We start from the raw sequence: 13,444 nt of genomic DNA, 5'->3' as shown, positions 1-13,444 counted from the left end.
ATTTTCATTCTGCTCGATGCTATACTTATAAGAAAAGGAGGTTGAGCATGAAGTTTTCGAAACGTTTCTTCTCCTTGTATACGATATTTGTCTTACAAAATGTTGTTACCTTAAGCGTGAATCTAACTGATAACATGATGATTGGCGCCTATAGTGAAATCGCTTTATCGGGTGTAGCTGCGATTAATCAGGTACAATTTTTTTACCAGCAAATCTTAAATGCTTTAGGTGAAGGGGTCGTGATGATTAGTAGTCAGTACTGGGGAACTGGTCGGATTGAACCAATCAAAAAAATTGTGGCTATTGCGATCAAAATTACGGTTGGCGCAGCGGTGCTGTTATTTACGGCGGTGTCGTTATTTCCAGAGCAGGTCATGCGGATATTCACGACTTCTCAGCCGATTATTGAGCAGGGGATCAACTACTTAATGATTGTCCGTTTTTCCTATTTCTTTTTAGCAATTACCATGATTTTGCTGGCTTCTTTGCGTAGTGTTGAAGTTGTTAAGATTGGGTTTTATCTGTCAATCGCAGCTTTTTTATTAAATATTTGCATTAATTATACTCTGATTTTCGGGAAGTTTGGAGCACCAGAATTAGGCGTTCAGGGAGCCGCTATCGGGACTTTGATTGCCCGAATAATTGAACTGACTTTACTGCTGCTTTATTTAAAGCTGCGAGATAAAACACTGCGCAGTAAGGTAAAGGATTACCTGACCTTCGATTCGTTATTGAGAAAAGATTATTTTCGGGTAGTAGCGCCAATGACTGCTATTGCAGCACTTTGGGGATTAAGTACGGGACTGCAAACGTCGATTTTAGGTTACATGAGCTCGGCCGCAATTGCTGCTAATAGTGTGGCTTCTGTTCTTTTTCTATTGGTTAAGGGTGGAGCTGTGGGTGCTGCTTCAGCGGGAGCAATTATTATCGGAAAAGAGATTGGCTCAGGCAATCTCGACCAAGTCATTGTCTATTCGAAGAAATTACAAAAAATGTACTTGGCTATTGGCATTATCGGCGGAATTCTTCTGTTTTTTGTTCGTATTCCGATTTTAGGCTTGTATGATTTGTCAACTGAAACCCAAACGATGGCGAATCAATTTCTGATTATTTTGAGTGTCATTTACGTCGGAATGGGGTATCAGATGCCCACCAGCGAAGGAATTATTCGAGGCGGCGGCAGTCCAATGTTTATCATCAAGATGAATTTAATCAGCAGCTGGCTAATTGTGATTCCGCTGTCTTATCTATTAGCCTTTTATTTCAAGGCCTCACCGGCAGTGGTAGTTTTTGCCTTGAACTCGGATCAGCTGTTTAAATGCGTCCCAGTCTTTCTGAAAGCCAATTTTGGTAAATGGATCTACAAGCTGACTAGAGAAGAAAGTGAAAAAGCAGACATACAAGAAATAGTGTAACGAAAGCAGAATCTTTGAGGTTTTGCTTTTTTTGTTGCGTCGTGCAAAATAATTTTTTGATGGATGACTGCTGCGTTTCAAACTGTGGACCTAGGTCCACAATACGGATGATCCATTGTAATCGGTTGCGGCGACAGGTAAATTAGAGACATAGATACGTATCGAAAAATTTTGGGAGGAGAACGAATGAAAATAAAAGTGACAGAAGCGATGCAGAAATTTTCACGGGCAGTCATTGTACCAGTGAAATTCATGGCGGTAATGGGGTTGTTTCTTGCTTTGGCCGTGATTTTACAATTGAGCTTCATGCCAGCTTTTTTACAAACCTTTGGAACATTGATTAAAACGATGATGGACAGTATGTTAAATAACCTGTCGTTGATTTTCTGTATTGGGATTGCCTCATCATTGGCTGAAAAGAAAAAAGTGGAAGCAGGATTAATTGCCCTTATTGCCTTTTTGTTTTTCTTAGCAGCAAATAATGCTTGGCTTTCTATGAATCACATGATTGCGGAAGCTGGCGAAATGGGGCTGTTCGGAACAGGCCAAGGAATGGTATTAGGGTTTCAGGTAGTTGATATGAATGTTTTTCTAGGTATGATTGTTGGCTGTCTAGTAGGCTATTTGCATAATAAATTTTCTAATAAAGAATTGCATGATATTTTGAGTATTTATGGTGGTTCACGCCTGACCTTCATGATTGTGATTCCCATTATCTTGGCACTAGCGATTGTTTTGTCTTATGTATGGCCGGTGATTAATGGTTGGATCACGTCATTGTCTGATGTCATTTTGACTACAGGCCTGCTAGGTGTCTTCATTTATGCTTTTGGGAATCGTTTCTTGATTCCAACTGGCTTGCATCATTTGCTTTGGATGCCGTTTTGTTTTACAGCACTTGGTGGGACAGCGGAAATCAATGGACAGGTTTACAGTGGAGCGGCAAACATTTTTTACGCGGAGATGGCGAATGCCAATACGATTACTCAATTGGATTCATCATTACGTTTTGCGACCTTTGGCTTTGTTAAGATTTTCGGTTCGATTGCGATTACCTTGGCGATTATTTATTGTGCCAACAAAGATCGAAAAGATGAAGTAAAAGGGATGATGTTGCCCTCAATGTTTGTGGCAGCGATTGCGGGTATTACAGAACCACTAGATTTCACTTTCTTGTTCATTTCACCTTTGTTATGGCTAGTGAATAGTTTGTTAACCGCCATTTCAGAAACCTTGCTTTGGGCATTAGGAGCAAGAACATATATGCTGTACGGACTAATTGATACAGTCGTTTCCAATTCAGTCTTTAGTCCATCGCTGACTAAGTTTTATTTAGTGATTATTGTTGGCCTAGTCATGATGGTAGTTTGGTTTGTTACCTTTGTTTATTTGATTAAAAAGCTGGACATTAAAACACCTGGACGTGACGTAGTTGAAGCAGCAGTTGCAGAAGGCAATGGACTAGTTGATCAAACAGCGATCGAAGTTTCAGAGCAAGAGGAGGATTTGGTTATTTCCGGTTTAGGTGGTGCTAGTAACATTGAACTGGTGACTAACTGTTTTACCCGCTTGCGAGTAACAGTAAAGGACCCTGAAAAAGTGGACACCCATCTACTGGAAAACCTTCCCAAATCTAAGGGAGTCGTAACAAACGGCAAGAATATTCAGGTCATTATTGGCATGGGTGTGCAAGAGTTTAAAGAAACAGTCTGTGAAATTTTAGGAATTGAAGAATAGGAGCGAAAGTAATGAGTTTAGAAGCACAATCAGTAGTAATTGCTGGCGGAGGTAGTACGTATACTGCTGGAATCGTCATGATGTTAATTGAAAATCAAGATAAATTCCCTCTGCGTCAGTTGAAATTTTATGACAATGATCAAGAACGACAAGAGGTTGTAGCGAAGGCCTGCGAAGTAATTATTAGAGAACGGGCACCTCATATTTCATTTTTGGCGACAACCGACCCAGAGACCGCTTTTTCCGATGTGGATTTTGTAATGGCTCACATTCGGGTTGGCGGGTTAAAGATGCGGGAGCTGGATGAAAAAATCCCGTTGCGTTATGGTGTCGTTGGTCAAGAAACCTGTGGACCAGGAGGAGTAGCTTATGGTATGCGTTCGATTCCTGGAGTAATTGAGTTGATTGATTTTATGGAAAAATACTCACCGGAGGCTTGGATGTTAAACTATTCCAACCCAGCAGCGATTGTGGCTGAAGCAACTCGCAGACTGCGTCCGGAAGCAAAAATTATCAACATTTGCGATATGCCAGTGGCAATTAAAAAATCAATGGCGGATATTTTAGGCTTGAAAAATGAGAATGAAATTGTGGATCGTTATTATGGTTTAAACCATTTTGGCTGGTGGACGGAGCTGACGGACCGTCAGGGGAATGATTTAATGCCGCGACTGAAGGAGCATGTCCAGAAGTTTGGGTATGCTGCGGCTGCTGAAGAAGGCAACCCACTGTTGGATGAGGCCAGCTGGATGGATACTTTCCAAAAAGCCAAAGATGTGTATGCTGTCGATCCTGATACCATGCCCAATACTTATTTGAAATATTATCTGTATCCCGATTATGTAGTCGCCCATGCTGATCCAAATCGGACGAGAGCTAACGAAGTAATGGACAATCGCGAGAAAAATGTTTTTGTCGAATGTCAGCGGGTAGCTCATGAACAAACAGCGGTAGGGACATCCATTGAAGCAGGAGAGCACGCAGAGTTTATCGTTCAGCTTGCGGGGGCATTGGCTTACAATACGTATGAAAGAATGCTGCTGATTGTTGAGAACAAGGGCGCGATTGCAAATATGGCTCAGGATACGATGGTAGAGGTCCCATGTATTGTCAGCAAGCGAGGCTATGAACCGTTGTGTATGGGGGAAATTCCTGACTTCCAAAAAGGCTTGATGACTCAGCAGGTTTCAGTTGAGAAGCTGGTGGTTCAGGCCTATTTAGAACAATCCTACCAAAAACTATGGCAGGCCTTGACTTTATCAAAAACAGTTCCCAGTGCTAAGGTAGCGAAAGCAATTTTGGATGAATTGATTGAAGCTAACCAAGACTGGTGGCCTGAATTGAAATAGCTAATAAACGAATGTCTGGTTACTGTTCAGGCATTCGTTTTTTGCCTTCCATCTGCGGAAACAGCTTGCTTCTCCAAACGCTCTTCTTATACAATAGAAGAAAACGGGTGAGGGGAAAACGATGCGCTTTGCGGATATTATCAATCAAAATTATACTGACTTAAATGAAACAGATTTAGCCATGAGCAATTATATTGTGGATCATCCCAAAGAGGTGCCCAACATGAGTACTCAGGAGTTTGCTAAAGCTTGTTTATCCTCCAAGTCGTCAGTTATTCGTTTTGCCCAAAAATTAGGATTTACCGGGTTTGGTGAATTACGAAACTTTTTAAAATGGCAGGATCACGAAGATACACTAGAGCAGCATTTGGATTTTCGCAAGCAGATTATTAAAGATACAAAAAAGACCATGGAGTATATTGAAGCAGCTGAATGGGAAGAGATTTATCAAAAAATCAAACTTAGTCATAATATTTACATTCTTTCAACTGGAGTAACTCAGCAAAGTCAGGCTGCTGAGCTGCAGCGATTATTTTTACTCATTGGCAAGCCGGCCCAAATGATTCCGGCCTCGGCTCAGTCAAATGAATTTCGACGAATTATTGAACGTCTGACTGATGAGGACATCATTTTTGTTTTATCGCTGTCAGGTGAGAATACACATTTGGAAAATGTATTAAATACGTTGTCGATTCGCAACTCGGTAATTGTATCGGTGACTAGTTTACAGAACAACTGGTTGTCGGGTCGGTCGGACTATAATTTGTATGCTTCCACCAGCCGCAGTCCGTTGCCAAAAGATTGGTGGCTGCAGACAGCCTCGTCTTTTTTCATTTTGATAGAGGCTTTTGCCTTTGGCTATATGGATTATGTACGTAAAAATAAATAGGTTGAAAAACTACTCAAACGATTGGGGACACATTGGGTGATCGAACGTGATTACACCGAAGTCCTCCCTTACTCGTTTGGGTATTTTTTTGTAAAGAACAACTCTATTCTGCTCAATTCTTCTACCTTAACCTTCAGAATTTTTAGCTAAAAGGTAAGCTGCTTTTCGTTCCAGCAAAGGGTTTTATGCAATGCGCGTTTAGTTGTCCATTTATCCCCAATAAAACTCAGAACTGGCTTGTATAAAGAGGATATAAAGAAATTTCAGCAAGCTTAACACTGTCTTTATAGCTTTTTGGCTAAGATAAAGAGGTGGAGGACAAGGTCCCGCTAGTTTGCGGCAGCAGTGGCTGTCGATATGGAGGAAAAGACAATGAATGTACTACTTGGAATAATCGGCGGACTATTAATGGTCTACTTATTCTGGTTTTTGTTTAAGGGGGAAGAGCTATGAGCAGTCTAATTTATCAAGGCATCTTTTTCTTTTTTGTTTTGCTGGCGGCTGCTTTACCTTTAGGCTGGTATATCAAGGAAGTAATGCAAGGGAAAATCCCGCGTTATGTACGGTTTTTACAGCCTTTGGAGCGGCTTTTTTATAAGGTTATTGGACCTGTTAGTAAAAAGGAAATGCGTGGGAAAACTTATTTTGTTCATGTACTACTATTGAGTTTCTCTTCGCTAGTGGTTCTGATGGTACTGCTGACGACCCAGCAGTGGCTGCCGGGAGGCGAGAAGGTTGCTAATTTGCCGATTGATCTGGCTTTGAATACTGCAGTTAGTTTCGTGACCAATACAAACTGGCAGGCTTATGCCGGAGAAACAACACTGTCGCATTTTTCGCAGATTTTTGGTTTGACGGTTCAGAATTTTATTTCTGCCGGCATTGGACTTTCAGTAGCTTGCGCGTTGATACGAGGAATTAGTCAGAGACAAAAGCGCATGCTCGGTAATTTCTGGCAGGATTTGACTCGTAGTTTAGTTTATATCTTACTACCACTGGCCTTTGTGCTGGCAATTGTGTTGATTTCACAAGGAAGTGTACAGACGTTTAGCAATGGGACAGCCTATCAAGGAGTGGAAGGAAAATCCCTGTGGTTGCATTTAGGGCCAGTAGCCAGTCAAGTTGCGATTAAACAGCTGGGAACCAACGGCGGCGGCTTTTTCGGAGCAAATGCAGCGCACCCTTTTGAAAACCCGACTATTTTAGCGAATTTCTTTGAAAATTTGGCGATTTTATTGATTCCAGCGGCGTTGATTTTTGCCTTTGGTTTTTGGGTAAAGGATTTGAAGCAAGGACGAACGATTTTGATTACATCTTTAGTTTTTGTTTCGTTAGCTTTTGTAGGAGTGGTGGTCAATGAATATTACGGCCCGCAGCTGGCCAATGCATTAGGAACCATGAACATGGAAGGTAAGGAAGTTCGATTTGGAATTGGCTGGTCCAGCTTGTGGGCAGTTAGCACGACAGCCGCTTCCAACGGGTCAGTTAATGCCATGCTGGACAGCTTCACGCCCTTAGGTGGAGCAATTCCGCTATTTCTGATGCAGCTAGGAGAAATAATCTTCGGGGGTGTCGGCAGCGGATTATACGGAATGATGGCCTTCTTGCTGCTAGCCGTATTTATCGCTGGTTTGCTAGTCGGACGTACACCAGAATATTTAGGCAAGAAAATTGAAGCCTTTGATATTAAGATGGCCAGTGTGGTTATTTTGACACCGTTACTATTGACGTTATTCGGAGCGATGGCGTTAGTACTTCATCCAGACGTAATGACCTGGTTGACCAATAGTGGTCCTCACGCTTTTAGTGAATTACTGTATGGGGCAACTTCTTTAGCCAACAACAATGGGAGTGCTTTTGCTGGATTAGCAGCAGATACGCCATTTATAAATGTGTTAGGCAGCTTGTTAATGACGCTTTCGCGTTATTTGCCGATACTGGTTATTTTATTACTGGCTGAAAATATGGGCATGAAGAAAAAATCGGCGTTAAACGAAGGAACCTTGTCAACCAGCAGTCCAACCTTTGTGACTATGTTGATTATTGTAATCTTCGTGGTGGGAGCTTTAAGCTTTCTTCCCGCAATGGCTTTGGGACCAATTGCTGAATACTTTAGGATATAAACGGAGTGAAAATGATGAAAAAAATCTATCAATGGGCGATCGGGCAGGCCTTTAAAAAGCTTGACCCTCGCCAACAAATAAAAAATCCGGTCATGTTTGTCGTTTATGTTGGTGCCCTGCTGACCACCGGGCTGTGCTTTACCGATACTGGTGTTCCTCTATGGTTCAGTATATCCATTACCATTTTCCTTTGGCTGACCTTGCTTTTTGCCAATTTCGCTGAAGCAGTTGCGGAAGGACGAGGCAAAGCTCAGGCTGACAGCTTGAAGCAGGCAAAAAAAGAAGTAATGACGTACAAAATTGATTCTTTAGCAGCGATCGAGGCGGAAGAATTTACAGAGATACGTTCGTCAGACTTGAAAAAAGGTGATTTAGTTTACGTTCAATCCGGCGAACAAATCCCGGCGGATGGGGACGTGGTTGAAGGTGCAGCTTCAGTGGACGAAAGCGCGATTACCGGTGAATCGGCTCCGGTGATTCGGGAATCTGGTGGTGACCGCAGTGCAGTTACTGGAGGAACAACGGTCGTTTCTGACTATCTAGTGATTCGAGTAACTTCCGAAAATGGCCAATCCTTCTTAGATAAGATGATTGCCATGGTAGAAGGAACCCAACGAAAAAAAACACCAAATGAGATTGGTCTGCAAATCTTTTTGATCACTTTAACGATTATTTTTTTAAGCGTAGCGATTACTTTAGTGCCTTTTACCGATTTCAGCAGTCAGCTTTCCGGTCAAGGTGAAGTGATTTCCAGTGTTATTGTGATTGCCTTATTGATTTGTTTGGCACCGACTACTATTGGAGCGTTGATTTCTTCTATCGGGATTGCTGGGATGAGTCGTTTGACTAAGGAAAATGTGATTGCGATGAGCGGTCGCGCAATTGAGGCGGCGGGAGACGTGGATGTCCTGCTGTTGGATAAAACGGGGACAATTACGTTGGGAAATCGTCGGGCCAGTGAATTTTTACCGGTTCCGGGTGTCACTGAAGAACAATTAGCCGATGCTGCTCAGCTTTCTTCTCTGGCTGATGAAACGGCAGAAGGGCGCAGCATTGTCATTTTGGCTAAGGAAGCCTTTAATATTCGTCAAAGAGAATTTCAGAAATCGGAAGTACGCTTCATTGATTTCAGTGCCAAAACTCGGATGAGCGGGATTGATTATCGCGGCGATGAAATTCGTAAAGGTGCTGCTGATACCATGAAAAAATACGTGGAGGAAAAAGGCAATCGTTACCCGGAGGCTTGTGATGAGATCGTGGATAATATAGCCAGAGCTGGTGGAACACCCTTGGTAGTAGTGAAGAACAACCAAGTTCTGGGTGTCGTTTATTTGAAAGATGTAGTCAAAAATGGCGTAAAGGACAAATTCGCTGACATGCGAAAGATGGGTATTAAAACCATTATGATTACTGGGGACAACCCATTGACTGCAGCAGCGATTGCAGCTGAAGCAGGCGTGGATGATTTCCTAGCCGAAGCCACTCCGGAAAATAAAATGAACTTGATCCGTGACTATCAGGACAAAGGACATTTGGTCGCCATGACTGGTGATGGAACAAATGATGCGCCAGCCTTGGCTCAGGCGGATGTGGCGATGGCGATGAATACCGGTACTCAAGCAGCCAAAGAAGCAGGGAATATGATTGACTTGGATTCCAGTCCCACGAAACTACTGGCTGTAGTTCAAATTGGTAAGCAGCTGTTGATGACTCGTGGAGCATTGACCACCTTTAGTATCTCTAACGATATTGCTAAATATTTTGCGGTAATTCCCGTGTTGTTTTATGGAATCTATCCCGAATTGAATCAATTGAATTTGATGCATTTAGGGAGTCCATTAACTGCGATCCTTTCAGCAGTCATCTATAATGCCTTGATTATTGTGGCGTTAATTCCTTTGGCCTTGAAGGGAGTCCGCTATCAGGAGAAACCGGCTAGTCAGATTCTGCGGAATAATTTGCTGGTGTATGGCTTAGGAGGAATTTTGGCTCCCTTCGTATTTATTAAATTGATTGACTTGATCCTGTCAGCAATCATTCTTTAGGAGGAAAAGGAAATGAAGAAACTTGGTGCAAGCCTGCGATTTTTATTATTCAGTCTGCTGATTTTTGGAGGACTGTATACTTTACTAGTTACTGGAGTTGGGCAATTGCTGTTTCCTAACCAAGCTAATGGAAGTGTTCTGGAGAAGAATGGGAAAATTGTCGGTTCGGAATTAATTGCTCAAACCTTTGAAGGGGCTGGCTATTTTACAGGTCGAAGTCCAGAGGTCAGTCAGCTTTCGCCAGTTTCTGAAAAGCAAAAAGAACTGGTGGCGGCTCGGACAAATGAAGCACAGAAAGCTAATTCTGCTGTTGATGTACCCAATGATTTAGTGACTGCTTCCGGCAGCGGTGTGGACCCTCACATTAGTTTTGAGGCGGCTGAATTTCAAATTCCCCGTATTGCCAGTGAGCGAAAACTAAGTGAAGCGGCAATTCATGATATAATCGAGAAAAACAGCCAAAAAGATTGGTTTTCTGATCGGAAATTCGTCAATGTTCTTGCCTTGAATTTGGCCTTGGACGATCAGTAGGGAAAGGAGCACCGGCCCAAATGGCGGTCACTAAAATTTCAGAAACACAGAAGCCCTTTTCTCATCGAGGAAAACTGCGGGTCTTCTTCGGCTTTGCGGCTGGCGTGGGTAAAACGTATGCAATGCTGGCGGAAGCTCATGAGCTGTTAGCGCTAGGTAAAGATGTGGTGGTTGGGTATGTTGAACCGCATGATCGACCAGAAACAAATCAACTTTTGGATGGCTTGCCGCAGGTTCCGTTAAAAGCGGTGACTTATAAGCAGCTGACTTTATATGAGCCAGACATTGACCGAATCATTGAACGCCAGCCGGATCTAGTCGTTATTGATGAATTGGCTCACAGCAACGCTGCAGGCTCGCGAAATCGCAAACGATATCAGGACATAGATGAGCTGCTGAATGCTGGTATCAGTGTCATGACTACAGTGAATGTTCAGCATATCGAAAGCCTAAATGATATTGTAGAAGAGGTAACCGGGATCGAGGTTAAAGAAACGGTTTCGGATACCTTTTTCCAACAAGCCTCGTTGAAGGTGATTGATGTCGAGCCGGATGAGCTGATTGAACGGCTGGAGCAGGGGAAAATTTATTCCAACGAAAACGCCAAACGTGCTTTGCAAAATTTCTTCATACCGCAAAAGCTGGAGCAGTTAAGAGGATTAGCGATTCAACGGGCTTCTGATCATATTAATCGAGTAGGTGGTAAAAACACCGGCGTACAAGTAAAGCTTTTAACGATTATTCATGAAACTATGCCGAAAATGGCTGAAAAGTGTATCCGCTGGTCTTCTCGTTTGGCTCAGGGCTTAGGTGCTGAATGGGTGGTGATCCAGATACGCTCCTCAGACACGACGTCAACCGGAGTTCCTTTAGCAGAAAAGCTGGGTGCCCAAGTGATTAGCATTGAAGAAGATGACAGCTTCGAAACGATTGTTGAGTACGCCAAGATGATTGGTGTAACGGATATCATAATGGGTAAAAACTTAAGCCGCCGTTGGTATCACTCGCTTTTTTCAGAGGAATTTGAAGATCGGCTGCTGCGCCGCTTGAGTGCTACTGAGGTTCATTTGATTCCCTATAAGGAAACTCAAACCTCGATTTTTGCCTATCCTAAGAAAGTGATTGAGGGAGGCGCCAAAGATTTTGGGATTGCTTTAAGCGGAGTCTTGGCCGCAACAGTAGTCACCGAGCTGATGCAGTATTTGCATGTAGGGGATCAAAACTTGATGCTGCTCTATATTTTCTTTGTTTTACTGGTTGCTCGACTGACTTCCGGATACTTTTGGAGTGCTCTTTCTTCTATTTTAAGTGTGCTTTCTTTCAACTGGTTTTTCGTGGAGCCGCTATACTCATTAACAGTGTACAAGCAGGGGTATCCGATTACCTTGGTAATTATGCTGATTGTGGCCTTAATGATAAGCAATTTGATGGTTCGATTAAAAGCTCAAGCGGTTCGCTCTAAGGAAAAAGAGCACCAGATGGAAATTTTATATGAATTAAATAAGCAGTATGTGTTGGCTGAAAATTCTCAGCAAATCTTTGAGATTACGACGACTTATTTATCTCGTCTGCTCAATCGTGAGGTTATTTTTTATAATCCATCAGGTGAGAAGAAAAGTGTCAGTGTCCCGGACAACAAAAGTTCAAAATTAGGTGGTGCAGAAGAAGCCGCTGTGGCTTTCTGGTCTGCGAAAAATCAGAAGGAGGCGGGCAATGGAACCGATACTTTAGTGGGTTCAAAAGGCTTCTATTTACCCATCCTTTCTGGTGGACAAAGTTTAGGGGTGCTGGGGATTCAACGTAACCGCAATCAAGTTTTAGAAAATAGTCAGCTCAACTATCTACGGTTAGTCCTAACCCAAATTGCCGTGGTTTTGGAGCAAGCTAATTTAAAGAGTGAAAAAGAAAAGATTGAAATCGAGAATGAACGGGAAAAAGTTCGCAGCAATCTGTTGCGGGCCGTTTCCCATGATTTACGAACACCGCTAACCGCGATTTCTGGTTTGGCAGAAACCATGGAGAAGAATCCTGAAATCAAGATAGAAACGCGGGAAAAACTATTAGCCGATATCCAAGAAGAATCCCAATGGTTGATTCGAATGGTGGAGAATCTATTGTCGATTACCCGAATTAATATGGATACTATGAAGGTAGATAAAACGGAGGAATCCCTCGAGGAAATCGTGGAGGCGGTCTACAAGCATATTAAAAAAGTTTATCCGCAGCGGGAGATTCAGGTCACGCTGCCAGAAGAATTTATTTTGTTGAGGGTTGATCCGATTTTGATCGAGCAAGCGCTGTTTAATCTAATTGAGAATGCTCTGCGTCATGGGAATGGTGAGACACCTGTTCAGCTGACTGCCTATCAGCAGGATCAACGGACGACATTTGAAATCGAAAATGCCGGAGAAATTCCGCTAGCTCAATTTCAACGAATCCAAAATAATCTGACAAGTGACCAGGAAGTTCCAGTAGATTCCAAAAATGGTCTAGGAATTGGCTTAAGTATTGTAAAAACCATCGTTCATGCGCATGGAGGACAATTAGAAATTGAAACAAAACCAGGACGAACCATTTTTCGTCTCGTGTTAAGGAGGGAAGTCAATGGTCAGAAAGCTGCTGTTAATTGAGGATGATCCCAACATTACCGACTTTATGGAGGTGGTGCTGGAAAAGGAGCGCTACCAGCTGGTAATCGCAGGTAACGGGATGGAAGCGTTAATGCTGCTGCAGGAGGAGAGCTTTGATTTGCTGCTGCTAGATTTGGGATTGCCAGACATTGACGGTGTTGAGCTGTTGAAAATTATCCGTAAACGGATGGAACTGCCAATCATTATTATTTCAGCTCGTAATAGCGAAATCGACAAGGTGAAGGCGTTGGATTTGGGAGCGGATGACTATGTGACGAAGCCTTTTAGCACCAATGAATTGTTAGCCCGTATCCGAACTGCTTTGCGTCATACCAGTCGCCCCTTGTTAGATTCCCAGGTTATTGAAAACAAGGAACTAAAAATTGATTTTGAACGGCAGCTTTTTTATAAAGCGAGTAAAGAAATTCATCTGACTAAAAATGAGTTTCGCATTCTGACGGTTCTTTTTCAAAACTTAGGTAAAGTGGTCACTTACGACACATTGATGACTACAGTGTGGGGACCTTATGCTGGCGATGCGCAAACCTTACGAGTAAATATGTCTAATCTTCGAAAAAAAATTGAGGAGAATACGTTGGAGCCGGAATATTTGATTACTGAAATAGGGGTAGGCTACCGACTAAGGGATTACCGCATGGAATAACTTACGATAAGAGAGCTGGCATATTATTCTGATTGCCAGCTCTTTTTACTTTATAATATAA

The 13,444-nt window shown here is 42.6% G+C and carries 9 protein-coding genes; all 9 read left to right on the top strand.

Annotated features, from left to right (window positions below):
* Positions 1-47: 47 nt before the first annotated feature.
* A complete protein-coding gene (locus IGI49_RS19795) occupies positions 48-1,415 on the top strand; it encodes an MATE family efflux transporter (protein WP_429965849.1) in 1,368 nt (455 codons plus the stop codon).
* A gap of 186 nt (positions 1,416-1,601) precedes the next feature.
* On the top strand, positions 1,602-3,152 hold the full coding sequence (locus IGI49_RS19790; protein WP_429965850.1) for a PTS transporter subunit EIIC: 1,551 nt from the start codon (positions 1,602-1,604) through the stop codon (positions 3,150-3,152).
* 11 nt (positions 3,153-3,163) lie between these two features.
* A complete protein-coding gene (locus IGI49_RS19785) occupies positions 3,164-4,501 on the top strand; it encodes a 6-phospho-alpha-glucosidase (protein ID WP_429965851.1) in 1,338 nt (445 codons plus the stop codon).
* Between the two features lie 121 nt (positions 4,502-4,622).
* Positions 4,623-5,390 carry a MurR/RpiR family transcriptional regulator gene (locus tag IGI49_RS19780; RefSeq protein WP_429965852.1) on the top strand — a complete coding sequence of 256 codons (768 nt, stop codon included), beginning with the start codon at positions 4,623-4,625 and terminating at the stop codon, positions 5,388-5,390.
* Positions 5,391-5,839: 449 nt separating this feature from the next.
* Positions 5,840-7,513: a potassium-transporting ATPase subunit KdpA gene (gene kdpA, locus IGI49_RS19775; RefSeq protein WP_429965853.1), complete on the top strand. Its 1,674-nt coding sequence runs from the start codon at positions 5,840-5,842 to the stop codon at positions 7,511-7,513.
* A 14-nt stretch (positions 7,514-7,527) separates the two neighbouring features.
* On the top strand, positions 7,528-9,558 hold the full coding sequence (gene kdpB / locus IGI49_RS19770) for a potassium-transporting ATPase subunit KdpB (RefSeq protein ID WP_429965854.1): 2,031 nt from the start codon (positions 7,528-7,530) through the stop codon (positions 9,556-9,558).
* 12 nt (positions 9,559-9,570) lie between these two features.
* On the top strand, positions 9,571-10,089 hold the full coding sequence (locus IGI49_RS19765; RefSeq protein ID WP_429965855.1) for a potassium-transporting ATPase subunit C: 519 nt from the start codon (positions 9,571-9,573) through the stop codon (positions 10,087-10,089).
* 20 nt (positions 10,090-10,109) lie between these two features.
* Positions 10,110-12,719 carry a DUF4118 domain-containing protein gene (locus tag IGI49_RS19760; protein ID WP_429965856.1) on the top strand — a complete coding sequence of 870 codons (2,610 nt, stop codon included), beginning with the start codon at positions 10,110-10,112 and terminating at the stop codon, positions 12,717-12,719.
* A complete protein-coding gene (locus IGI49_RS19755; RefSeq protein WP_429965857.1) occupies positions 12,694-13,383 on the top strand; it encodes a response regulator transcription factor in 690 nt (229 codons plus the stop codon). The genes IGI49_RS19760 and IGI49_RS19755 overlap by 26 nt, the downstream gene beginning before the upstream one ends.
* Positions 13,384-13,444: the final 61 nt, after the last annotated feature.

It is taken from the genome of Enterococcus sp. AZ071, from assembly GCF_050499065.1.
Lineage (GTDB): Bacteria > Bacillota > Bacilli > Lactobacillales > Enterococcaceae > Enterococcus_A > Enterococcus_A ferrettii.
Note: the sequence above shows the minus strand (reverse complement) of the source record. Positions and strands in the feature narration are given on the sequence as shown.

Coding starts and splice junctions, on each gene's coding strand:
- IGI49_RS19785 (WP_429965851.1), top strand. CDS start 3,164: ATGAGTTTAGAAGCACAATCAGTAGTAATTGCTGGCGGAGGTAGTACG.
- IGI49_RS19790 (WP_429965850.1), top strand. CDS start 1,602: ATGAAAATAAAAGTGACAGAAGCGATGCAGAAATTTTCACGGGCAGTC.
- kdpB (WP_429965854.1), top strand. CDS start 7,528: ATGAAAAAAATCTATCAATGGGCGATCGGGCAGGCCTTTAAAAAGCTT.
- IGI49_RS19755 (WP_429965857.1), top strand. CDS start 12,694: ATGGTCAGAAAGCTGCTGTTAATTGAGGATGATCCCAACATTACCGAC.
- IGI49_RS19780 (WP_429965852.1), top strand. CDS start 4,623: ATGCGCTTTGCGGATATTATCAATCAAAATTATACTGACTTAAATGAA.
- IGI49_RS19760 (WP_429965856.1), top strand. CDS start 10,110: ATGGCGGTCACTAAAATTTCAGAAACACAGAAGCCCTTTTCTCATCGA.
- IGI49_RS19795 (WP_429965849.1), top strand. CDS start 48: ATGAAGTTTTCGAAACGTTTCTTCTCCTTGTATACGATATTTGTCTTA.
- kdpA (WP_429965853.1), top strand. CDS start 5,840: ATGAGCAGTCTAATTTATCAAGGCATCTTTTTCTTTTTTGTTTTGCTG.
- IGI49_RS19765 (WP_429965855.1), top strand. CDS start 9,571: ATGAAGAAACTTGGTGCAAGCCTGCGATTTTTATTATTCAGTCTGCTG.